Genomic DNA, 22,531 nt, shown 5'->3' on the forward strand with positions numbered 1-22,531 from the left:
CCCGCCCGCGCGGGCCGCCGTCTGATGGACGGCATGACCAGCGCACCCCCCGCTCCCACCGGCGTCCTGACCAGGACCACCGCAGAGCCCCCGACCCGTCGCGGCACCACCGCGGTCCTGGCGATCATCCTCGTCGGCTACTTCATGGTGATCCTGGACAACTCGATCGTGATCACCGGGCTGCCGCACCTCCAGGACGAGCTCGGCATGTCCGCGACGGCTCTCGCCTGGGTGCAGGACGCCTACCTGCTGACCTTCGGCGGCCTGCTGCTGCTCGGCGCCCGCGCGGGCGACATCCTCGGGCGACGGCGCATGTTCGTGGTCGGGCTGGCGCTGTTCACGCTCGCGTCCGTCGCGGTCGGGCTCGCGCCGACGGGCGGCTGGCTCGTCGCGGCGCGCGCCGTGCAGGGCGTCGGCGCCGCGGTGCTCGCGCCGTCGACCCTCGCGCTGCTCACGGCGAGCTTCCCCGAGGGGCCCGAGCGGACCCGCGCGACGGCGGCCTACGGCGCGGTGGCAGGCATCGGCGCGAGCGTCGGGCTCGTCGTCGGCGGCCTGCTCGCCGACCTCGTCTCCTGGCGCGCGGGCTTCCTCGTGAACCTGCCTGTCGGCGTCGTCATGCTGGTCGCCGGGCTGCGGGTGCTGCCGGAGACGCCCCGGTCCCCCGGCCGCTTCGACGTCCCGGGGGCGCTGCTGGCCACGCTCGGCCCGTCGTCGCTCGTCTACGGGTTCGTCCGCGCCGGGGACGACGGTTGGGCCGATGCCGGGACCCTCGCGACGCTCGGGCTCGGCGTCGCGCTCCTGGTCGCCCTGGTGGTCGTCGAGCGCAGCGCCGCGCAGCCGGTGCTGCCGCTCGGGCTGTTCGCCAGCCGCGAGCGCGTGGGCGCCTACGCGGCCCGGCTGCTCTTCATCGGCGCGATGATGGGCTTCTTCCTCTTCACCAGCCAGTACCTGCAGGACGAACGCGGCTTCTCGGCGCTCGCGGCAGGCTTCGCCTACTTCCCGATGACGGCGGTCAACTTCGCCGTCGCGCTCGCCGTGCCGCGCCTGCAACGACGGACGAGCGGCCCGGTGCTGCTCGTGGCCGGGCTGGTGCTCGCCGTCGCGGGCATGGCGTGGCTGGGCGCGGTCGACGCCGGCACCTCGTACGCCGTCGGCATCGCGCTGCCGATGACGCTCGTCGGCGCCGGGCAGGGCCTCGCGTTCGGGCCGCTCACGGCGTCGGGCATCGCGGGCGTCGACCGATCGCAGGCCGGCGCCGCGTCGGGGGTCGTGAACGCGGTGCACCAACTCGGCGGCGCGCTCGGCATGAGCCTCGTGCTGGCCCTGACCAGCACGTACGCCGCGGCCATGACCGCCGGCGCGGTGCTGCTGCTGGCCGCGCTCGTCGCCGCCGTCCTGCTCGTGCTCCCCTCGGCACGTCGAAGCCCAGGTGCGTGAGCCGCTCGTCGCCAGCACGTACATTGCGAAGCCTGCTCGTGGACCCGCGACCTGTTGCTCGTGGATTCGCGGCGTCCTGCTCGTGGATTCGCGGCGGCTCTGCGGGAGGTTCCCCCGGGCGGGGTACCAGCAGGACCTCCCGCACCTGGCGACCCGCTCGTAGCGTGAAGGACATGACGAATCCCGTCCCCACCCTCACCCTGAACAACGGCGTCGAGCTGCCCGCCCTCGGGTACGGCGTCTTCCAGACCCCGCCGGACGAGACCGTCGCGGCGACCGCCGAGGCGCTGCGCGTCGGCTACCGGCACATCGACACCGCGGCCGCGTACGGCAACGAGCGCGAGGTCGGCGAGGCGCTGCGCCGCTCCGGCGTCGACCGCGACGACGTCTTCCTCGAGACGAAGGTCTGGATCAGCGACTACGGGTACGACGCGACGCTGCACGCGTTCGACAAGAGCGCCGGCAAGCTCGGCGTCGAGACGATCGACCTGCTGATCCTGCACCAGGCGCTGCCCAGCCGCTTCGACCTCACCATCGAGGCGTACAAGGCCCTCGAGCAGCTCTTCGCCGACGGGAAGGTCCGCGCGATCGGCGTCAGCAACTTCATGCCCGAGCACCTGGACCGGCTGCTGGCCGAGACGTCCGTGGTGCCGGCCGTCAACCAGGTCGAGGTGCACCCGTACTTCCGCCAGCCCGACGTGCTGGCCGCCGACGCGGCGCACGGCATCCTCACCCAGGCGTGGTCGCCCATCGGCGGCATCACGTTCTACCGCGACTCCGGCCACACCAGCACGCTGCAGGACCCGACGATCCTGCGTCTCGCCGAGGCGCACGGCGCGACGCCCGCGCAGGTGATGCTGCGCTGGCACCTGCAGCAGGGCCGCTCCGCCATCCCCAAGTCCGTCACCCCGCACCGCATCGCGGAGAACTTCGACGTGCTCGACTTCGAGCTCACCGCCCCCGAGCTCGCCGCCATCGACGCCCTGGACACCGGCCGCCGCGGCGGCCCCGATCCCGCCGACGTCACGCTGGAGACGTTCGGCCGCGAGATCCCGGAGGCCTGACCGATGCCCCTCGCCGACACCTCGCTCGCCGCCACCGACCCGGAGCTGGTCGCGATCGCGGACCGGTTCGCCGACGACGTCGAGCGCGACGCCCCGCTCGCCCCGCGACTGCGGGGCCTGCTGCGGGTCGCCGCCGTCGTCGCGACCGGCGGCACCGCCGTCCTGCGGGTCGAGCTCGACGACGCCCTCGCCGCCGGCGTCACGCCGGTCGAGCTCAAGGAGGTGCTGTACCAGGCGGTCCCGTACGCGGGGCTCGGCCGGGCGGTCGACGCGCTGGTGGTGGCGAACGAGCTGCTCGCCGACCACGACGTCGAGCTCCCGCTGCCCGGGCAGGCCACGGTGACGCCCGCGACGCGCGCCGCCGACGGCCTCGCCGTGCAGAAGCGGATCGTCGGCGCCGACGCGGTCAACGCCATGCACGCGAACGCCCCCGCCGACGAGCAGCACGTGCAGCGCGCCCTGGCCGCGCACTGCTTCGGCGACCACTACACGCGCGGCGGCCTCGACGTTCCGACCCGCGAGCTGGTCACGCTGGCGCTGCTCGTCGCGCTCGGCGGGACCGACCCGCAGGTGGCCGGGCACGTGCGCGCGAACCTCCACGTCGGCAACGACCGCGCCACGCTGGTCGCGGTCGTCACCCAGCTGCTGCCCGTCGTCGGCTACCCGCGCACGCTCAACGCCCTGCGCGCCGTCGACGACATCGCCCCGTTCCCCGCCGAGGAGGAGTCATGACCGACTGGAACCCCGCCGACCTGGCGGCGATCGACGGCGACGGCGAGCTCCGCGTCGCAGCGCACCGCCCCGACGGCACGCTGCGCACGCCCCGCATCGTGTGGCACGTCGTCGTGGACGGCGCGCTCTACCTGCGCTCCGTGCGCGGCGTCGAGGGCGCCTGGTACCGCGGCGTGCAGCGCACCGGCACCGGGGAGATCGACGCCGGCGGCGTCCGCGCCGAGGTGACGTTCACCCGCGACGACGCCCACGACGACGCGATCGACGCCGCCTACCACGCCAAGTACGGCGACGGCTCGGCGGTGCGGTCGGTCACCAGCCCGACCGCGCGCTCGACCACCCTGCGCGTGGAACCGCGCTGACCTCCCCCGCACCCTTTGCCGGACCGCCCGGGTGCGACGGTCGGCGGCGGGGCCGACGATCGGACGAGGCATCGGAGGTGGCCCATGAGCACCCGTGACGACGTGGCCCAGGAGCTCCCGCCGCCGCACGACTTCGCGCGCCGCGCCGAGCACGGCAGGAGCGTCCGCCGCCGCACCCCGAGGGCGTCCCACGCGGGATGGACTCCCCCGCCCGACCGCCCCGACCCGGTCGCCCTCCTCGAGGAGCAGGAGGCCACCCGGGTGCCGGAGCTCCTGCCGATCCGGCACCGGCGGATGATGGTCTCGCCGTTCACCTTCTACCGGGGCGCCGCGCTGCTCATGGCGACGGACCTCGCCCGGACGCCCGCGTCGGGGATCGTCACGCAGGTCTGCGGCGACGCGCACCTGTCGAACTTCGGCGTCTTCGGCACCCCCGAGCGGGCGATGGTGTTCGACATCAACGACTTCGACGAGACGCTCCCCGGCCCGTGGGAGTGGGACGTCAAGCGGCTGGCCGCCAGCGTCGAGGTCGCGGGCCGGCACCGCGGCTTCGACGCCGGCCGGCGCCGCGACCTCGACCTCGCCGTCGTGCGGGCCTACCGCGAGCGCATGCTGCGGCTGGCGGGGTCGGGCGTGCTCGAGGGGTGGTACGACCGGCTCGACACGGACCGTGTCGTGGCCTGGGTCGAGGCCGAGCACCGCGCGAAGCGGGTCGGCCGCAAGCAGGTCGACCGGCTGGAGGCCGACCTCGCGAAGGCCCGGACGAAGGACAGCACGCGCGCGACCGCCAAGCTCGTCGAGGTGGTCGACGGCGAGCCGCGGATCGCGGCCAGCCCGCCGCTCGTCGTCCCCGTCGAGGACCTCGTGCCCCTCGCGCGCGACCGGGAGCGGGCGGAGGAGTGGATGCGGGGCCTGATCGCCTCGTACCTGCCGACGCTCCAGCCGGAGCACCACCCGATGGCGGAGTACTCGTACGTGCACCTGGCGCGCAAGGTCGTCGGCGTCGGCAGCGTCGGCACGCGGGCCTGGGTCGTGCTGCTGCGCGGCCGCGACGAGGGGGACACCCTCGTGCTCCAGGCCAAGCAGGCGGAGCGCTCGGTGCTGGAGCGCTTCCTGCCGCCGAGCCGGTACGACAACCACGGCGAGCGGGTGGTGCGCGGGCAGCGGCTCATGCAGGCGGCCGGCGACGTCTTCCTCGGCTGGCAGCGCGTCGCGGGCGTGGACGGCGTCGTCCGCGACTACTACCTGCGCCAGCTCTACGACTGGAAGGGCGGGGTGGACGTCGAGGCGATGGACGCCCCGGGCGCGCGCGCCTACGCCCAGCTCTGCGGCGAGGCGCTCGCGCGGGCGCACGCCCGCTCCGGCGACCGCGTCGCGATCGCCGCCTACCTCGGCCACGGCGACGTCTTCGACCGGGCGGTCGCGGACTTCGCCGCGGACTACGCGGACCAGAACGACCGCGACTACGCCGCCTTCCTGGACGCCGTCGCGTCGGGCCGGCTCGAGGCCGCGGAGGCGTGACGGGCGCGCCCCCGCACGGGCATGGAGGTCTCGGCGAACCGGCCCCACGGTCCCGTCCCGGCTCTACCCGCGGTAGCGCTCCACGACCTCCGCGGGGCGGACGGTCGCCTGGTCCGGGTCGCCGCCGAACTCCCGTGCCGCGTGCCGCTGCCGCAGCAGGTCCCAGCACTGATCGAGCCGGGTCTCCGTCGCGGCGAGCTCGTCGTGCTCGGTGCTCGCGTCGATCTCACCCTTCGCGAGCCGCTCGCGCAGCTCCCGTTCCCGGGCGATGAGGTCGCTGATGGTCTGCTGGATGTCGCGGTCGGTCGCCATCGTCCGATGGTCTCGCGCCGGGGCGTGCGCGGCAGCCCGGAGCCTCAGGGCCGGGACGCCAGGACCATCCCGAGACTGTGCGGCGCGGACTCGACGAAGCCCATGCTGCGGTACAGGGGCCGGCCCGGCGCGTCCGCCATGAGGGTGACGTACGGGTCGGCGGGCGCGCGCTCGGCGATCTGGTCGAGCAGCCACCCGAGCACCCGCCGCCCCAGGCCCTGGCGCTGGTGGGCGGGCAGGGTCGCCATGTCGGCGACGTGGAAGTACCAGCCGCCGTCGCCGAGCACGCGCCCCATCGCGACGGCCTCCCCCGTCGGCCGGTGCCGCACGTGGACGAACGCCCAGCTGTTCGCGACGGCGTACCCCGCCTGCTCGGGAGTCTTCGGGCTCAGGCCCGCGTCGCGACGCAGCCGCACGTAGGCCTCGACGTCCGGTGCGGTGGGGACGAGCTCGTACGGGTCCGCGGCGTCGGTCATGCCGCCGACCCTAGGCGGCGCCGGCGACGTCCGGGTCCCCGGGCTCGCCGAGGATGACGGCGGTGCACTCGCGCTGCAGGTCGGCGTCGAGCCACATGGCGTGCTGCGGTGCGGCGTTGGAGCACACGACGGAGCCCCAGGCGCCGACGGCGTCCGCGTGCCGCACGGCGTCCCGGCAGATCTGCGCCCCGACCGGACCCTCCTCGAACCGGGTGTCGCGCGGGGTGTAGCCCACCCAGCCCTCCCCCAGGACGAGCGGGACGCCGAGGCGCGCCGCGTGGTCGGCGGCGACGCCGATCCACTCCCGCAGCCGCTCGGCCATCGCGATGCGGTGCGCGCCGTACCGCTCGTACAGCCACCGGTCCACGGCCTGCGGGTCGCACCAGTCGTGCACGTAGATCTCCGCGTGCCCGACGATCGACGCGCGCCGCTTCCACTCCTCGTCCGGCGGCGGCGCCCACTCGCCGAGCCGCGGCGCACCCGGCCGGAGCAGCTCGGCGTCGGCCCGCGCCTGCGGGAAGTCGGCGGGGTCGCCGCGCAGCGCGAACTCCCGCACCAGGTCGTCCAGGACGCCGTACACGTACGGGTGGACCCCGAGCACCTGGGCGTTGCGCGGCAGCCCCCGCATCGCGGTGACGGGCACGGCGGCGTAGTTCGGCCCGCACAGCACGTCGGGGTGGCGCGCGGAGAAGGCGGCGATGCCGCGCTCGAGCCGGTCGCGCAGCTCGACGACCGGGTCCTCGACGCCGGGCAGCCCGGCGGTGAGGTGCCCGGCCTGCACCTCGTTGTGCGGCTCGACGAACGCCAGGGCGTGGTCGAGCCCCTCGTCGCGCAGCAGGTCCACGAGGTCGGCCATCGCCTCGCCGAGCACGGTCAGCCTGTCCTCGGGGGGCACGGCCTGGAGGGCGTCGTACCAGGCCCGGTCCGCGGCGAACGCCGGGCTCTGCTGGTACTCCCACGACGAGGCGATCACCGTCATGCCGTGCCGGTCGGCGCCGCGGAACAGCTCCAGCAGGTGCGCGCGGGCGTCGACCGTCGTCGGCTCGCGCACGTCGTACCAGCGCACCCGCGACGCGTACCCGCCGCCGATCGGCCCCAGCCGCAGCGCTGTCGTGTCGAGGCCGGAGCGGAACAGCAGGAACGGCATCGCGCAGACCCGCACGGCGTTGTACCCGAGCTCCGCGGCGCGGGCGAACGCCGCGTCCAGGTCCTCGAAGGGCTCCCCCGGCCCGGTGCGCACGTACCAGGAGAAGTCCCACAGCGTGATCGCCAGGCGGCGGGGCAGGTGCGCGGGGACCCCCGCGGCGGTGCCTCCCGGCGTCGCGCCCGTCTGCCTCCGGTCCGGCGTCGACCGGTCCGTCACCATCTTGGGGTCCGTCATCTCGCTCATCCCTTCACCGCCCCTGCGGTCAGGCCGTTGACGAGCTGCTTGCGCAGCACGAAGAACACGATCAGCGCGGGGACGGCCGCGAGCACCGACCCCGCCATCACCAGGTCGTACTGCCGTCCCTCGGCGCCGAACAGCGCCTGCAGCCCCAGCGGCAGCGTGTAGAACTCGGGCTCGGCGATGATCACCAGCGGCCACAGCAGCGTGTTGTACGAGTTGAGGAAGCTCCACACCGCGAGCGCCCCGATCGCGGGCCGCAGCAGCGGCATGACGACCGACAGGAACGTGCGCAGCTCGGAGCACCCGTCGATGCGGGCCGCGTCGAGGAGCTCGTCGGGGACCGACTGCTCGGTGTACTGGCGCATCATGAAGATCCCGAACGCCGGCGCCACCCAGGGCACGACCAGCGCGAAGAACGGGTTCGCCAGCCCCAGCTTCGCGACGAGGACGAACAGCGGCACGACGATCACCGCGAACGGGATGGCGAGCGACGAGAACATCACGTCGAACAGCACCCGCTTGCCGCGGAACTCGTACTTGGCGAACCCGAAGCCGGCCAGGGAGCACAGGAAGACGGTGGCGACGGTGCTGACGGTGGCCACGACGGTGCTCATCAGCATCCACTGCCAGAACGGCTGCGTGGCGAGGAGGTTCGCGTAGCTGTCCAGCGTGGCCGGGTCCGGGATCAGCGCGGGCGGGAACGCGAAGATGTCGCCGCGGTCCTTGAACGACGAGGACAGCGCCCACAGCAGCGGCGCGACGTAGACCACGGTCAGCAGACCGAGCACCGCGTACAGCGCGGCACGGCCCGGGCGGACGCGCCGCGGGGCGCGGGGCGCCCGCCCCGCCACGGGGGTCCCGGCGCGGGGTGCCCGCGCGAGGGTCGGAGTGCTCATCGGTTCCTCCCGACGCCGAACGCGCGGGTGCCGAGCCGGCCCAGCACGAACACGATGACGAACATGACGACGCCGGCGGCCGCGGCGTAGCCGAGCTCCTGACGCTGGAACCCGGCCCGGTAGACGAACATCGAGACCGACAGCGTGGCCTCGCCGGGACCGCCCTGCGTGAGCAGGAACGGCTCCTCGAAGATCTGCGCGGTGCTCACCAGCATCGTCACGGCGATGAAGGCCGTGACCGGCTTGAGCTGCGGCAGCGTGACGGCGAAGAACCGGCGCACGACGCCCGCGCCATCGAGCTCGGCCGCCTCGTGCAGCTCGCGCGGGATGTTCTGCAGGCCGGCGAGGAAGAAGATCGTGAGGTACCCGGTCCAGCGCCACAGCACCAGCACGACCACGACGACGCGCGCCCACCACGGGTCGGTGAGCCAGGAGACGCCGCCGAAGCCGAAGAGGGCCTCGAGCGTGGCGTTGAGCAGCCCGTACTCGCCGTCGAAGACCAGCCCGAAGATCAGGGCGATGACGATCGGCGACAGCACCACCGGCATGAAGTACGTGAGGCGGAAGAAGTCCCGCAGCCGCAGCCCTTTGGCGTCGAGGGCCAGCGCGATCAGCAGCGCCAGGGGCAGCACCACCACCATCGCGAAGACGGTGTAGAAGGCGGTGTTCGCCAGGGCGGCGCCGAAGCTCGCGTCGCGCAGCAGCCGGGAGTAGTTCGCCAGTCCCACGAACTCCGGGCTGCCCAGCCCGGCCCAGTCGGTGAGGCTCAGGTAGATCCCCGCCCCGACCGGCACCACCATGAAGACCGTGAACAGCAGGAAGAACGGGGAGATGAAGAGGTAGGGCGCCCACTGCCGCCCGCTCCCGCGTCGGGGGGCGCGCGCGGCGTCCCGGGTGGCCGTCGCCGTCGGCGGCCTGGTCAGGGTGCTCACTGCTGCACCTGCCTCTCGTACGTGCGCACCCCGGCCCGCAGCGCCTCCTCGGCACCGACCTGACCGTTGATGGCGCGGAGGATGGGGCCGCCGAGGCTGTCGCGCAGCACCGAGGCGCCCGCGGACTGGTAGAAGAGCGGCATGTCGGCCGCGGCGGCGGAGAAGACCTCGAAGACGCGCTGGCCGCCGAGGTACGGGTCGGTGATCTCCTGGAACTCGGGCGCGTCGTAGAGGTCGACCAGGGTGGGCATGTAGGCGCCCGCGAAGTACCGGGCGAGCTGGCCCTCCTCGGACAGGTAGGCCCGCTGCAGGAAGTCGGTCGCGGCGTCGGTCAGGGGCTGGTCCTTGAGCACCGCGAACGCGGTGCCGCCCATCGTGGAGGCGACGTGCCCACCGCCACCGAACCGCGGGATCGTGCGCGCCCGCCACAGCCCGGACTGGTCGGGCGCGTTCGCCTGGAGGCCGTACACCTCGTACCAGTTCGGCATGACGGTCGCGACGAGCCGGCTCCCCTTGAGCGCCGCCGCGGCGGCGCCGCCGTACGGGTCCGCGAGGGCGACGAACGCCCCCGTCCGGACGCCCTCGGCCATGAGCTCGAGCACCTCGACGGCCTCGTCCGAGAGCACGGCGAGGTTCCCGTCGGCGTCGTAGAGGTTCCCGCCGCGCTGCAGGAGCAGCTGCGTGAACCCGTTGACGATGGAGCCGTTGTCGCCGTTGGCCACCATCCCGATCGCCTGGCCGGTGTCCGCGGCGACCTCGGCCCCGACCTCGAGCAGCTCCTCCCAGGTGTCGACGTCCGCCGGGATCCCCAGCTCCTCGAAGAGGTCGGCCCGGTAGAACATCACCGAGATGGAGTTGTCCGACTCCAGCGCGTACACCTTGCCGTCCACGGTGTACGGCTGGGTCTTCAGCAGCCGGTCGCCCAGGGGCGCCGTCAGCGAGGTCAGGTCGACGAACAGGTTCTCCGCGATGCCGGCCCGCATGACGCGGGGGAACTGGTCGATCACCAGCCCGGCCAGGTCCGGCAGCGGCCGCTGCGCGACCGCCTGCGTCACCAGGCGCGAGACGATGTCGGCCGGCGCGACGGACGTGACGTCCACGCCGAAGGTCCACGCGCTGCCGCCGACGACGGCCGAGTCCGTGGCCGCCTGCGTGAAGTAGCTCGCGTAGCCGGGGTCGTGCGTCCACAGCCCGAGGGACGCCGCTCCCGAAGGAACCGGCGCGGCCGCGGTCGTGGACGAACATCCCGCGAGCACCCCGCCCCCCGCGACGCCGAGGCCGGCGACGCCGAGCAGCCGCAGCACCTCGCGCCGGTTCAGGTCCACGACCGCTCCTCCCCCACGGCGAGCACCACCCGCGCCACCCGCACGACGTCGACCGCGGCGACGGCGATCCCGTCGGGCACGTCGCGCACGGACGGGTCCACCCAGACGCCGGTCTCGGCGCGCCACGGCAGCAGCTCCAGCGTCAGGCCGTCGCGGGCGACGTCGTCGCGCCACGGCGTGAGGTCGACGTCCCACTCGCGGCCGTGCCAGAAGTGGTCGCTCACGACCTCCCCTCCCACCAGCGCCCTTCCGACATCGCCCGTCCACGCGACGCGCAGCAGCGCGCGGTCGACGCCGTCCAGCGCGTCGGCGGGCACGTCCAGGTCCACGCGGGCGGCGCCGGAGAAGTCGACCGGCGCGCTGAGCCGGTCCATCGGACCGCCGTGCGCCGGCTCCGGCGGCGCGGGCGCGACCGGGCGCAGGTCCGACGCGACCCGGCGGCGCCCGGCGCCGGGGACGGACAGCGTCCACGTGGACCAGAGCGCGCCGGCCGGCTGGTCGGGGGCGACGTCGGCGGCGATGTCGGCGGCGACGTCGGCGCCCGTGGTCGTCGACGTCAGCGACGCCGGCGCTGGCAGCATCGACACCGTCACCGCCGGTTCCTCCGTGTGCACGACGAGCGCGCCGTCGAGCGCGTACACCGGGGCGTCGGAGAGCACCAGGCGCTCACGGCCGCCGACGTCGAGGCGGTACAGCCGGTCCGCCGTCGCCTCGTCGAGCACCAGCACGTCGACCCCGCCCGACGGGCCGCCCAGCCGGACCAGGGTGTCGGGACCCGGGCGCCCGGTGAGGTCGAGGACCGTCGCGCCGTCCCCGGCGCGCGCCTCCACCGGACCCGTCGCCGTGACGTCGCCGTCGACGACGAGCTCGACGGGCACGCCGTCGGTCGCGACGAGCACGACGAGGTCCCGCCCAATCCCGCCGTCCGGCCCGGCGTCGATCCGGGTGAGCACCTGCGCCGTCGCGCTGCGCAGCACGAGCCCGTCGCCCAGCGGGAGGCGGAGCGGCCACGCGACCGAGACGCCCGCCGGCAGGTCCGCCGGACGCGTGGGCACCGTCACGGTCGCGTCGTCGAGCTCGACGGCGACCTGGACGCCCGGCTGCGCCGGCAGCGGGCGGCGCGCCGGCTGGTACGTGGTGAGGAAGACGTACCCGCGGCGGCCGTCCGACCGCACCGACCAGCGCAGGTCCTCCGGGTCGTCGCTCCCCCCGCCCACGGTGGTCGTCATGGCCGCGATCTCGGCGCCGTCGGCCTGGAGCCACAGGTGCTGGCGGCGCAGCAGGTGGTGGTGGCGGCGCACCTGGCCGTGCTCGCCGACGGGGGCGCCGAAGTCGTAGGTGCGGGTGGGCACGTCGTTCGGGTACCCGGTGGCGTGCGACTCCTGCTCCGTGCCGTGCGGCCCGACGCGCTGGGTGCCGCCGGCGTACATGTAGTACCCCTGCCAGACGGAGCCGCTGCCGACCTTCGCGAGCGCGAGGGCGGCCACGTCGTCGGGCGTCACGAGCGGCCGCCGGTGGTAGGCGACGTGCATCCCGCCGCCGAGCTCGCAGGTCGCGTACGGCAGGAAGTCGTCGTCCTTGAGCGCCACCGCGTCGGGTGCCACGACGATGCCGTCGAGGGCCTCGCGCAGGTCGGCGCCCACCGAGAGGTCGTCGCGCACCGTGCTGTACCGGAAGTGCACGGGCGAGAACGCCGGCCACTCGGTCTCGGCGTCCTCCCAGAACCCGTCGGCGTACGCGCTGTACAGGGGCAGCAGGGTGGCGGGCACCTGCGCGCCGCCCCACCCGGTCGCGGTCCAGACCGGCACCCGCAGGCCCAGCTCCTCCGCGGTGGTGCGCAGGGTGGCGAGGTGCTCGGGCTGGTCGTAGAGCTCGTTGTCCACCTGGGCCCCGACGACCGGCCCGCCCTCGGCGTGCGTGAGGCCGTCGAGCTGCGCGACCGCCTGCGCGTAGTAGGCCCGCACCAGGTCGAGGTAGGCGGGGTCGTTCGTGCGCGTCGCCAGCCCGCGCTCGACGAGCCAGTCGGGGAAGCCGCCGTACCGCGCCTCCCCGTGCGCCCACGGGCCCAGGCGGACGACGACGTCGAGCCCGTGCCGGCCGGCCGTCTCGACGAACGCGCGCAGGTCGAGGTTCCCGTCCCAGCGGAAGTCGCCCGGTGCGGGCTCGTGCGCCTGCCAGAAGACGTACGTCGCCACGGAGTCCAGCCCGCCCGCCTTCGCGTGCCCCAGCACCTCCGACCAGCGGTCGCGCGGGACGCGCGAGTAGTGCACCTCGCCCGTCACGGGGAACCAGGGCAGCCCCGCCCGCTCGAGGTACCGGCTGGTCACGGCCACCGCGTCCGACGCGCCGGGCGGGTCGCCCAGCTCGAGGTGGTCGCGGCGCGGTGGGGACGGGCGGCGGGCCCGCACGCGGTGCGTGACGGACCGTCGGCTGTCGAGGGCGTCGGGCATGGGCTCTCTCCTTCGAGAAGCGGGGTCAGGGCGGGCGGGTCAGGCCGACGCGGTGGCGGCGACGTGCCGGTCGAGGGCGGCGAGCTGGTCGCGCATGGCGCGGACCCTGTCGTCGTGGTCCTGCTGGACGTCGTGGGCGAACAGCAGCATGGCGGGCAGCGACGTCGCGAAGTAGTCGACGGTCGCCCGGCGGCCGTCCTCGGCCTCGACGTACCGCGCGAGGCCGTCCCGCAGGTGCCGTGCGTCGTCGGCGCGCCCCAGCCGGCGCAGCGCGAGCACCGAGGCCGCCGTGCGCTCCGAGAACTCCTGCACGGCCATGCCCTCGAAGTCGCCCTGCTGGTCGGCGGCGGTGCGCCAGGCGTCCCGGGCCTCGTCGGCGCGGCCTGCGGCGTCGAGCGCGTCGCCGAGCAGCAGGTGCAGGTCGGCGGTGTTGGCGAGCGGGTGGCGCGCCTCCCCGAGCGACTGCGGCGGAATGAGGGCCGCGGTGGCGTGCGCCAGCGCGGCCGAGGCGTCGCCGTCGTCCAGGGCCCGCCGGCCGAGGGCGAGGTGCGCGGCGTCCCAGGCGGCCAGCACCCGGCCCTCGCCTCCCTCCCACGGCTGGAAGGACCGGCCGGCCAGGGTGTCGAGCGCCTCGGCCGCGCGGCCGAGCGCGGTGAGCAGCTCCGCGAGCTGCACGGACAGGTCGTCGCGGGCGTCGACCAGGTCGGGCCGGTCGAGCAGCGTCGCCAGGCGGCGCTCCGGGTCGGTGCCGCGCCGCGCCTCGAGCTGGTCCGCCTCGTACAGCAGGCGGGCGTCGCCGGGGGCGAGGGCCCGCGCGCGGGCGTACCAGGCGGCCGCCGCCGCGGCGTCGCCGCGCACGTTGTAGGCCGCGACGCCGAGGTTCCGCAGCACGACGGCGTCGGTCCCGTCGCCCGCGGCCGCGACCTCCCAGGCCGCGACCGCGTCCTCGCGCCGGCCCGCCGCGTACAGGCGGTGCCCGGCCAGGCCCGCGACGAGCGGGTCCTGCGGCCACGCCCGGCGCAGCCGCGCGAGGGCGTCGTCGTCCGTGGCGGCCGGGAACGCCCAGTCGCGCGGGGCGCGCCAGGCCCGCTCGAGCGCGTCCGCCGCGGCCGCCCGGTCGCCCCGGGCCTGCTCCAGGTCGGCGCGGTGCAGCAGCGCGAGCGCGCGGACGTCCCGCTGCCCGCGCCGGGACGGGCGCGTCGCGACGTCCTCCAGCAGCTCGACGGCGTCCGCGACCTCCCCCGCCGACGCGTGCTCCAGCGCGACGTCGAGCGCGATGGTCGGGTCGGGCGTCGGTCCCGTCGGGACGGCGAGCGCGAGTCGCGCCGCGAGGTCGCGCGCCCACGCGTCGAGGGGGTCGACGGCGAGCGTGCCGCGCACCAGGTCGCGGGCGCGGTCCGCGTCCCCCAGGCGTCGCGCGGCGACCGCCGCGAGGTTGCGGCCCTGCACGTGCTCCGGGCTGCGGCGCAGCAGCGCGTCGAGCTCCTCCGCGGCCTCGGCGTCGCGCCCCTCGGCGAGGTCGAGGCGCGCGGTCGCGACGGCCGCGGCGTCGCGCCACGCCTGGTCCCACGACGCCGTGCCCAGCGCCTCGCGCGCCTCGGCCGTCCGGCCCTGCCGCGCGAGGACGATCCCCAGCCGGTAGTGCGCCTCGCCGTCGCGCGGGTTGGGGTTGCGCACCGTGAGGCGCGCGACCGCGGTGCGCAGCAGCCGCTCGGCCTCCTCCAGGCGGCCCGCGCGCGCCCGCCGGGCCGCGAGCGCCGTCGCGCAGCGCGCGTCCCCGGGGTCGCGGCGCAGCGCCTCGGCCCAGTACGGCTCCGGCGAGCGGGTCGCGTGCCGGTACTGGTCCAGGTGCAGGCCGGTGACGTACAGCTCGTCGGCGGACGCGAGGTCCTCCGGCGCGGGCGGCTCGGTGGCGGGCTCCGGCGCGGGGGCGTCGGGGTCCGCCGCGGGCCGCGGGCGCCAGGCGACGAGCGTCGCGCCGTCGTGCTCGACGACGAGCTCGTAGGCGGTCGGGTCGACGCCGGCGGGCACGGCCACCTCGCGCACGAGCGGCGCCCCGGGCACGACGTCGGCCCGCTCGTCCAGCAGCACCTCGTCGCCGACGCGCAGCACCACCCGCGCCCCCGGCCGCGGGGAGGTGACCGCGACGCCGACGCGGACGGCCGCGCCCTCGACGTCGAGCCGCACCGCCGCGTCCCGGGTCGCCTGGTGCACGGGCCCGACGTCCTGGATCGGGTACCAGTACTGCGAGAACGTCGTCGTCTCCCCCGGGCGCAGGAACGCGAAGTCCGGCTGGTTGTCGGTGAAGACCCCCGCCATGAGCTCCACGTACGGGCCGTTCGTGTCCGTGAGGTGCCGGTCCCACGCCCAGCCGAACGGCGCGTTCCCCCACGTCCACATCTTCTTGCCGGGCGAGACCCGATGGTCCGCCCAGTGCACGAACCCGGCACGGGCGGTGTGGTCGTAGCCCCCGAAGAAGTCGTCCTGCGAGCCCAGGCACATGTACGACGTCGGCACGGGGATGTTGCGGTACCGGTCCAGGCGGTCGCCGTCCGGCCGCTCGGGCGTGCGCTGCGCCGGGTAGTCCACGCCGTAGTAGCGGCCCGACGCCGCGGGGAAGGTCGTCACGGCGCGCTTGGCGTGGTCGGCCACGACCGTGACGTCCGTGGGGAAGAACGCCTGGTAGTCGTCGTGCACCGCGGCGGCCACGTTGGCCCACCACAGGAACGTCTGCACGTCGTCGGTCCGGTTGACGAGGCGGACGCGCAGCTCGACGAGCGCGCTGTCCGGGCTCAGCCGCACGCCGTGCATCCCCTGCATGCGCGCGAACGGGTCGTGGTCGGAGCACCACACCGTCACCGCGCCGTCCGGCTCGTGCTCGATCCACGCCTCCGTCGGCAGGAACGTCGCGGGCCGGTGGTGCTGCGGCCAGTTGAGCTCTACGCCCCCCGAGAGCCACGGCCCGAGCAGCCCGACCAGCGCCGGCTTGATGACGTCGTTGCGGTAGAAGAAGTCGTAGCCGCGCGTGCGGTCGAGGCCCACGTGGATGCGCCCGCCCAGCTCCGGCAGCACCATGAGCCGCACGTACGCGTTCTCCAGGTGGATCGCGTCCCACTCGCGGGGCGCCTTGGTCTGCTCGACGCGGTCGACGAACGGCATCGGGTACACCGCCCCCGACGACCCCTGGTACACCCGCTGGTCCAGGTACGCCGGGTACCGGTCCGGCTCGCCGATGTCGTAGGTGTCGATGGACACCGGCTCGCGCCACCCGCGCACGGGCCGGTCGGCGAGGCTGTCCGGGGCGGGCGGCAGGACGATCCGCGACTCTTCTCCTGGCATGCGACGAACGTAGGCCGCTTGACCGCGCGGCACGATGGGCGATTCCCTGGGACGCATGGACGAAACGACGGCCGAACGCGGCGTCGCGACCGAGGTCGGGGGCGAGGGCGCGCTCCGCGACGGCTTCGCCGGTCAGCGCATGGTCGTCGTGCCGCGCCCGGCGGTCCGCGCGGCCCTCGCACGCCCGGTGACGGCCCGGTTCGTCGTGACGGACGCCGGGTTCTTCCCGCACGCCGCCCGCCACGGGCGGTCGCGACCCGACGGCGCCCGGGAGCACGTCCTGCTGGTCTGCACCGACGGCGCCGGTTGGTGCCGCACGCCGGACGGCCGGTTCGACGTCCGACCCGGGGACGTGGTGCTGGTGCCGGCCGGGTCGTCGCACGAGTACGCCGCCGCCGAGCACGACCCGTGGACCCTCTGGTGGCTGCACGCCACCGGCCGGGACGCCGACGAGCTCGCCACCGCCGCCCGCGCCGCCGCCGGCGGGCCGATCTCCCACCTGCGCGACGCCGCGCCCGTCGCCAGCCTCGTCTCGCAGGTCATCGACGGGCTCGACGACGGCACCGCGGGCGGTCTGGTCCGGGCCGCGGGAGCGGCGTGGCACGCGCTCGCGCACGTCGTGGCGACAGGGCGACGGTCCCCCGGCCCGTCCCCGGACCCGGTCGAGCGGGTCGTCGAGCACCTCCGGTCGACGACGCCGCACCGCACGTCGGTCGGGTCGCTCGCAGCGATGGTCGGCCTCAGCCCGTCCCAGCTCGGGGCGCGCTTCCGCGCCCGGGTGGGCACGTCGCCCCTGCAGTACCAGACCGGGCTGCGGCTCGCGCGGGCCCGCGAGCTGCTCGACTCCACCGACCTGCCCGTCGCCGCCGTCGCGCAGGCGTGCGGCTACGACGACGCGCTGTACTTCTCGCGCCGGTTCGCCCGCACGCACGGGGTGTCGCCCACCGCGTACCGGGCGCGGGGCGTCTGACCGTCAGCCGCCCGCCCGCTCGAGCACGAACAGCCGCACCACGCGGCCGGACTCCCGCTCGTAGGCGCGGTACCCCGGCCACTGCGCCTCGATGCGCGCCCACAGCGCGTCCCGCTCGCCGTCGTCGGTGACGGGGGTCGCGCGGACGTCGAAGCGCCGTCCGCGGACGCTGACGGCGGCGTCCGGGTGCGCGAGCAGGTTGTACGTCCACGCGGGGTGGCGGTCGCGCGCGAACGACGTGCCCGCGACCACGAGGCGTCCGGCGCCCACGGGCGTGTACATGAGGTAGGTGTCGCGCGGCTCCCCGGACCGGGCCCCGGTGGTGTGCAGCACCAACGAGGGCACCAGCACGGCGGAGAGCTGGAACCGGCCGCGCGTGAGCCGCGCCAGCGCGCGCTCCACGGGCGGCAGCGCCACGGGGGCGACGGCCCGGAACGCGCGCGTCCGGGTGATCGGCGCGACGACGGACCGGACGACGTGCAGCACGCTGGCCATGCCCCATTCTGGGGTGGTGCCCTCGCCACGGTCGTCCGCACGCGCCCTGGGCGTGGTGCGCCTGCTCTGGGTGGCCGGGTTCCTCGTGGGGACGACGACCCACGTGGTCGACCTGGTGCTGGGCGGCGCCGCCGTCTACGCCGGGTATCCCGCGGGCGTCCGCGCGTTCTGGGTGGCGCTGACCGTCGTCGACCCGCTGGTCGTGACGCTGGTCCTGCTGCGGCGGCGGGCCGGGGTGGCACTGGGCGTGGTGGTGATGGTCGCCGACGTCGCGGTGAACGGGAGCATGCTCGCGGCCACGGGCGACGGCCTGGCCGGACTCGTCCCGCAGTCGCTGTTCGCCGTGTTCGTGCTGGTGACGGCGCGGCCGCTCGCCGCACGGTTCCGTGCGACGAGCGGCCGGGTGCCCGAGACGGGATGACCCGCCCCGGGCGTCACGCCACGGTGGACGTCACCACCCGCGGGTCGGCGACGGTCACCTCGTAGGTGTCGCCGGTGACGACGAGCGTCGCGCGGGGCGTCGCCGTCCCCGGCAGGTCGCGCTTCTCCGACCGCCGGGCGCTGGTGATCGCTCCGCCGGTGGCGTGCTGCACGTCCTCGGCCTCGGCGTCGGGCGTGGCGGCCACGTGCGACCCGACCCACACCTCGGCGTCGCCCGGCTCGACGACGCGCACGAGGCGGCGGTCGGCGAACGCGAGCCGGGTCGTCGGCACGGCGAACGTCACGACGACGGACTCCCCCGGCTCGAGCGCGACGCGGCGGTACGCGAGCAGCTGCGCCACGGGCCGGGTCACCGACCCGACCACGTCGCGCCCGTAGAGCTGCACGACGTCCGACCCGGCGACGGTCCCGGTGTTGGTCACCCGGACGGCCGCGGCGAACGTGCCGCCCGCGGCGACCTCGCCGTCGACGGCCAGGTCGGTGTACGCGAACGTGGTGTACGACAGGCCGAAGCCGAACGGTCGCAGCGGCGTCGAGTCGGTGGACGTGACGTCGGACGGCCCGCCCAGCACAGGGTGCAGGTACGAGTACGGCTGCGCCCCGGCCGACCGGGGCAGCGACACCGGCAGGCGGCCCGACGGGTTCATCGCGCCGGCGATCGCCGCGGCGACCGCGGTGCCGCCCTCCTCGCCGGGGAAGAACGCCTGCAGCACCGCGCCCGGGCGCCGGTCGTCGGAGTCGCCCGCGACGTCGAGCGCCCAGTCGATCGCGTACGGCCGACCGCTGAGCACCACCATGACGACGGGGGTGCCGGTGGCGAGCACGGCCTCGACGAGCCCGCGCTGCACGCCGGGCAGCTCCAGCGACTCCGCGTCGTTGCCCTCGCCCACGGTGCCGCGGCCGAAGAGGCCCGCGTGGTCGCCCACGACGACGACGGCCACGTCGGCCGACGACGCGGCGGCGACCGCCTCCGCGAAGCCGGACGTGTCCTCGCCCTCGACGTCGCAGCCCGCGGCGTGCACCAGCTCGGGCTGCGGCAGCCCCGCGGAGCGGAACGCGCCGCCCAGCGACTCGAACACGGTGGGGATGTGGAAGCCCTTCGGCACCTCGGGGTGGTGCGCCAGCACGTGGTTGGCGAACGAGTAGCAGCCCATGAGGGCGTCGCTGCGGTGCGCGTTGGGGCCGACGACGGCGACGCGCACCGGCGCGGCGCTCCACCGCGTGAGCGGCAGCACGCCGTCGTTGCTGAGGAGCACGAGCGACTCCTCCGCCAGACGACGCGCCACGTCCCGGTGGGCGGGCGAGTCCAGGTCGACGACCGCGGGCGGCTCGCCGGCGAAGGCGTCGTCGTCGAGCAGCCCGAGCTCCTCCTTCTGCGCGAGGGCGCGCAGCACGGCGCGGTCCACGTACCGCTCGTCGAGCCCGCCCGCGCGGACGACCTTCGCGAGCGGCTCGAGGTAGGCGTCGCCCGACGGCAGCTCGACGTCGAGGCCCGCCGCGAGCGCCTGCGCGGCCGCCTGCCCGCGGTCCGCGGCCACCCGGTGCATCACCTCGAGGAACGCGACGCCGAAGTAGTCCGCGACGACGGTGCCCTCGAAGCCCCACTCGTCGCGCAGGATCCCGGTGAGGTGCTCCGCGCTGGCGTGCATCGGCACGCCGTCGACGTCGACGTACGACGCCATGACCGACCGCACGCCGCCGTCGCGCACCGCCATCTCGAACGGCGGGAGGAAGACGTCGGCCATCTCCCGCGGGCCCGCCGAGACGGGCGCGTGGTTGCGACCGGCGCGCGACGCCGAGTACCCGACGAAGTGCTTGAGCGTGGCGTGCACGCCGGCGTCCTGCAGCCCCCGCACGTACGCGGTGCCGACCGTGCCGACGAGGTAGGGGTCCTCGCCGATGCACTCGTCGACGCGGCCCCAGCGGGGGTCGCGCACGACGTCGAGCACGGGCGCGAGGCCCTGGTGGATGCCGAGCTCCCGCATGGACCTGCCGATGACGGCGCCCATCTCGGCCACGAGGTCCGGGTCGAACGACGCGCCCCAGGCGAGCGGCGTGGGGAACGTCGCCGCCTTCCACGCGGACAGGCCCGTGAGGCACTCCTCGTGCACGAGGGCGGGGATGCCGAGGCGCGTCTCGCGCCGCAGCCGCTGCTGCTCCGCCCACAGCCAGGCGGCGCGCTCCGCCGGGTCGACCGGCCGCGTGCCGTACACGCGGGTGTAGTGGCCGATGCCGTGCCGGGTGACCTCCTCGAGGCGGCCGCCGTCACCGGCGGCCATCTCGCCCTGCATGGGGGCGACGACCTCGCCGCCCTTGTCGAGCCAGTAGCCGACCAGCTGCGCGAGCTTCTCCTCCAGGGTCATGCGGGCGTGCAGCGCGGTCACGCGCTCGGACACCACGGGCAGCGCCGGCAGCTCCGGCACCGTGGGGACAGGGTGGGTCACGTGCTCTCCTTGGGTCATCCCTTCACGGCTCCCTGCAGGCCGTTCACGATGCGCTTCTGCATCGCGAGGAAGAACACCAGCGCAGGGATCATCGCCAGCGTCGTGAAGGCGAACACGCCCGCGGTGTCGGCCGAGTGCTCCGAGGAGAAGTCGGCGACGCCGAGGGGCAGCGTCCGCATGTCGCCCTGCAGCAGCAGCAGGGGCAGGAGGTAGGCGTTCCAGGAGCCGACGAACGCGAGCACGCCCACGGTCACCATCCCCGGCCCGGACAGGGGCAGCAGGATCCGCCAGAAGAACCCGATGCGGCTGGCGCCGTCGAGCTGCGCCGCCTCCTCGAGCTCGGTGGGCAGCGCCTGGAGGAACGGGCGCAGGATGACGACCGTCATCGGCAGCGCGAACGCCGCCTGCGGCAGCGCCACGCCCCACCACGTGTTGCCCATCTGGTAGTTCTGCGTGATGAGGATGAACAGCGGGATGATCGCCACCGTGGCGGGGAACAGCAGCCCGATCACGAACACCATGAACAGCGCCTCGCGACCCTTGAAGCGGTACCGCGCGAGGGGGTAGGCGGCCATGATGCCGAACACCACGACGACGGCGGTCGTGACGACGGCGATGATCGTGGAGTTGAGGAAGTACCCCCAGAACGGCGAGTCCGCCGCGAGCACGCCGGCGTAGTTGTCCCACACCCACGGGCTGGGCAGGCCGGCCGGGTCCTCCGCGAGCTGGGCGTTGGAGCGGAACCCGCCGAGCACGCCGTACAGCACGGGCCCGAGGGTCACCGCCACCACGACGAGGGCGATCGCGTAGACCAGCGGGCTCCCGCCGGAGAACGTCTTCTTCCGCGCCCCGCCGGACGACGCACGGGCGGGGTTGCGGCCAGAGGTGCGGGCGGGGGTCGTCACGGCGCTCATCGGCCGCCCTCCTTGCTGTCGCGGCTCAGGATGAACTTCTGGTACGCGAGCGCGAGCACCAGCGCGATGACGAACAGCACCACGGAGGCGGCGCCGGCGATGCCGAAGTTCTGCCGCTTGGTGCCCTCGTTGACGAGGAACGTCGCCATCGTCGTCGTGGCGTTCGCGGGTCCGCCGCCGGTGAGGATCCACACCATGTCGAAGAGCTGGAGCGAGCCGATCATCGACAGGAAGCCCCAGGTGCGCATGGTCGGGCCGAGCAGGGGGATGGTGATGCGGCGCTGCACCTGCCACCAGGAGGCGCCGTCGAGCTGTGCGGCCTCGTACAGCTCGTCGGGCACGCCCTGCAGGCCGGCGAGGAAGAGGATCACGGCGAGGCCGAGGTACTTCCAGGTGAGCACCACGAGCACGGTCCACAGCGCGTACTCGGGCGTGCCGAGGAAGCCCTGCTCCGGCCCGTGCAGGCCCACGGCGGCGAGCAGCGTGTCGATGACGCCGTACTGCGGCTGCAGCAGCTGGAACCACACGACGCCGGCGATGACCTCCGCCAGCACGTACGGCACGAAGATGATCGTGCGCAGCAGGCCCTGGCCCCACATCTTGCGGTTGAGCAGCAGGGCGATCGCGAGCCCGAGCGGCAGCTGCAGCAGGATCGAGCCCACCACGATGATGAGGTTGTGCACGACGGCGTCGGTGAACACCTCGTTGGTCAGCACCGACACGTAGTTGCGCAGGCCGACGAAGTCGACCATCGGGCCGAAGCCCTTCCACTTGTACAGCGACATCTGCACGGCCGTGGCGATCGGGACCACCACGAAGGCCACGAGGAGCGCGAGCGCCGGCGTCACGAACAGGGCGATCTCCGCCCGCTTGCGCCAGGCGGCGGCACGGCCGCGGCGCTCCGGACGGCGGTGCCGCGCCCCCGGGGGGGGGCCGGGGGGGGGCGGGCCCGCTGCGTCCCGGGGCGGGGTCGGGTGTGGCGCGCCCCCGCGTACGGCCCCGCCCCGCCCGCGGCCCAGCCGAAGACCTGCCGC

Annotated in this window: 19 protein-coding genes; 7 read left to right on the plus strand and 12 right to left on the minus strand. The window is 75.0% G+C overall.

What is annotated here, in order from left to right; translation table 11 throughout:
- Positions 1-33 precede the first annotated feature (33 nt).
- The 5 genes from ACFQ80_RS08830 (at position 34) to ACFQ80_RS08850 (ending at position 5,116) form a co-directional block, all read left to right on the plus strand.
- Entirely contained in the window at positions 34-1,437 is a 1,404-nt protein-coding gene (locus ACFQ80_RS08830) for an MFS transporter (RefSeq protein WP_430563379.1), read from the plus strand.
- A gap of 173 nt (positions 1,438-1,610) precedes the next feature.
- Complete coding sequence (locus ACFQ80_RS08835; RefSeq protein ID WP_430563380.1) at positions 1,611-2,501, plus strand: aldo/keto reductase; 891 nt, start codon at positions 1,611-1,613, stop codon at positions 2,499-2,501.
- Between the two features lie 3 nt (positions 2,502-2,504).
- Positions 2,505-3,233, plus strand: coding sequence for a carboxymuconolactone decarboxylase family protein (locus tag ACFQ80_RS08840; protein WP_430563381.1), 729 nt, complete (start codon positions 2,505-2,507; stop codon positions 3,231-3,233).
- Positions 3,230-3,595: a DUF2255 family protein gene (locus tag ACFQ80_RS08845; protein WP_430551466.1), complete on the plus strand. Its 366-nt coding sequence runs from the start codon at positions 3,230-3,232 to the stop codon at positions 3,593-3,595. The genes ACFQ80_RS08840 and ACFQ80_RS08845 overlap by 4 nt, the downstream gene beginning before the upstream one ends.
- Before the next feature lie 84 nt (positions 3,596-3,679).
- On the plus strand, positions 3,680-5,116 hold the full coding sequence (locus tag ACFQ80_RS08850) for a DUF2252 domain-containing protein (RefSeq protein WP_430563382.1): 1,437 nt from the start codon (positions 3,680-3,682) through the stop codon (positions 5,114-5,116).
- Positions 5,117-5,179: 63 nt separating this feature from the next.
- Here the strand turns inward: ACFQ80_RS08850 and ACFQ80_RS08855 are convergent, their stop codons facing one another.
- From ACFQ80_RS08855 to ACFQ80_RS08890, 8 genes are read right to left on the minus strand one after another with little or no spacing between them, the layout of a single operon-like run.
- On the minus strand, positions 5,180-5,428 hold the full coding sequence (locus ACFQ80_RS08855; protein ID WP_430551468.1) for a DUF2630 family protein: 249 nt from the start codon (positions 5,426-5,428) through the stop codon (positions 5,180-5,182).
- A gap of 44 nt (positions 5,429-5,472) precedes the next feature.
- Entirely contained in the window at positions 5,473-5,904 is a 432-nt protein-coding gene (locus ACFQ80_RS08860) for a GNAT family N-acetyltransferase (protein ID WP_430551469.1), read from the minus strand.
- A gap of 10 nt (positions 5,905-5,914) precedes the next feature.
- Complete coding sequence (locus tag ACFQ80_RS08865) at positions 5,915-7,285, minus strand: cellulase-like family protein (protein ID WP_430563383.1); 1,371 nt, start codon at positions 7,283-7,285, stop codon at positions 5,915-5,917.
- Positions 7,286-7,290: 5 nt separating this feature from the next.
- The gene (locus ACFQ80_RS08870; RefSeq protein WP_430563384.1) at positions 7,291-8,187 is read right to left on the minus strand and encodes a carbohydrate ABC transporter permease; all 897 of its coding nucleotides are present in this window, start codon (positions 8,185-8,187) and stop codon (positions 7,291-7,293) included.
- Positions 8,184-9,119 (minus strand): carbohydrate ABC transporter permease, encoded by a 936-nt coding sequence (locus ACFQ80_RS08875; RefSeq protein WP_430551472.1) that lies wholly within the window; start codon positions 9,117-9,119, stop codon positions 8,184-8,186. Before ACFQ80_RS08875 ends, ACFQ80_RS08870 begins: the two co-directional genes overlap by 4 nt.
- Positions 9,116-10,444, minus strand: coding sequence for an ABC transporter substrate-binding protein (locus ACFQ80_RS08880; RefSeq protein WP_430563385.1), 1,329 nt, complete (start codon positions 10,442-10,444; stop codon positions 9,116-9,118). The genes ACFQ80_RS08875 and ACFQ80_RS08880 overlap by 4 nt, the downstream gene beginning before the upstream one ends.
- Positions 10,435-12,894 (minus strand): beta-galactosidase, encoded by a 2,460-nt coding sequence (locus ACFQ80_RS08885; protein WP_430563386.1) that lies wholly within the window; start codon positions 12,892-12,894, stop codon positions 10,435-10,437. The genes ACFQ80_RS08880 and ACFQ80_RS08885 overlap by 10 nt, the downstream gene beginning before the upstream one ends.
- Before the next feature lie 39 nt (positions 12,895-12,933).
- Positions 12,934-16,233, minus strand: coding sequence for a DUF5107 domain-containing protein (locus ACFQ80_RS08890; protein ID WP_430563387.1), 3,300 nt, complete (start codon positions 16,231-16,233; stop codon positions 12,934-12,936).
- Positions 16,234-16,288: 55 nt separating this feature from the next.
- On the opposite strand from ACFQ80_RS08890, the gene ACFQ80_RS08895 reads away from it, so the two are divergent.
- On the plus strand, positions 16,289-17,203 hold the full coding sequence (locus ACFQ80_RS08895) for a helix-turn-helix domain-containing protein (RefSeq protein WP_430563388.1): 915 nt from the start codon (positions 16,289-16,291) through the stop codon (positions 17,201-17,203).
- Between the two features lie 3 nt (positions 17,204-17,206).
- Here the strand turns inward: ACFQ80_RS08895 and ACFQ80_RS08900 are convergent, their stop codons facing one another.
- Positions 17,207-17,698, minus strand: a complete 492-nt coding sequence (locus tag ACFQ80_RS08900) for a nitroreductase family deazaflavin-dependent oxidoreductase (RefSeq protein ID WP_430563389.1) — start codon at positions 17,696-17,698, stop codon at positions 17,207-17,209.
- A 16-nt stretch (positions 17,699-17,714) separates the two neighbouring features.
- Between ACFQ80_RS08900 and ACFQ80_RS08905 the strand changes: the two genes are divergently transcribed.
- Positions 17,715-18,119, plus strand: coding sequence for a hypothetical protein (locus ACFQ80_RS08905; protein ID WP_430563390.1), 405 nt, complete (start codon positions 17,715-17,717; stop codon positions 18,117-18,119).
- Positions 18,120-18,132: 13 nt separating this feature from the next.
- Here ACFQ80_RS08905 and ACFQ80_RS08910 read toward each other — a convergent pair whose 3' ends face one another.
- Genes ACFQ80_RS08910 through ACFQ80_RS08920 form a run of 3 tightly spaced genes read right to left on the minus strand, consistent with a single transcriptional unit; the run spans position 18,133 to position 22,516 of the window.
- Positions 18,133-20,601, minus strand: coding sequence for a beta-glucosidase (locus tag ACFQ80_RS08910; protein WP_430563391.1), 2,469 nt, complete (start codon positions 20,599-20,601; stop codon positions 18,133-18,135).
- Positions 20,598-21,497 carry a carbohydrate ABC transporter permease gene (locus tag ACFQ80_RS08915; RefSeq protein WP_430563392.1) on the minus strand — a complete coding sequence of 300 codons (900 nt, stop codon included), beginning with the start codon at positions 21,495-21,497 and terminating at the stop codon, positions 20,598-20,600. Before ACFQ80_RS08915 ends, ACFQ80_RS08910 begins: the two co-directional genes overlap by 4 nt.
- The gene (locus ACFQ80_RS08920) at positions 21,494-22,516 is read right to left on the minus strand and encodes a carbohydrate ABC transporter permease (protein ID WP_430563393.1); all 1,023 of its coding nucleotides are present in this window, start codon (positions 22,514-22,516) and stop codon (positions 21,494-21,496) included. The genes ACFQ80_RS08915 and ACFQ80_RS08920 overlap by 4 nt, the downstream gene beginning before the upstream one ends.
- Positions 22,517-22,531: the final 15 nt, after the last annotated feature.

Source organism: Isoptericola sp. NPDC056578 (genome assembly GCF_042793275.1).
In the GTDB taxonomy this organism is placed as follows: domain Bacteria; phylum Actinomycetota; class Actinomycetes; order Actinomycetales; family Cellulomonadaceae; genus Isoptericola.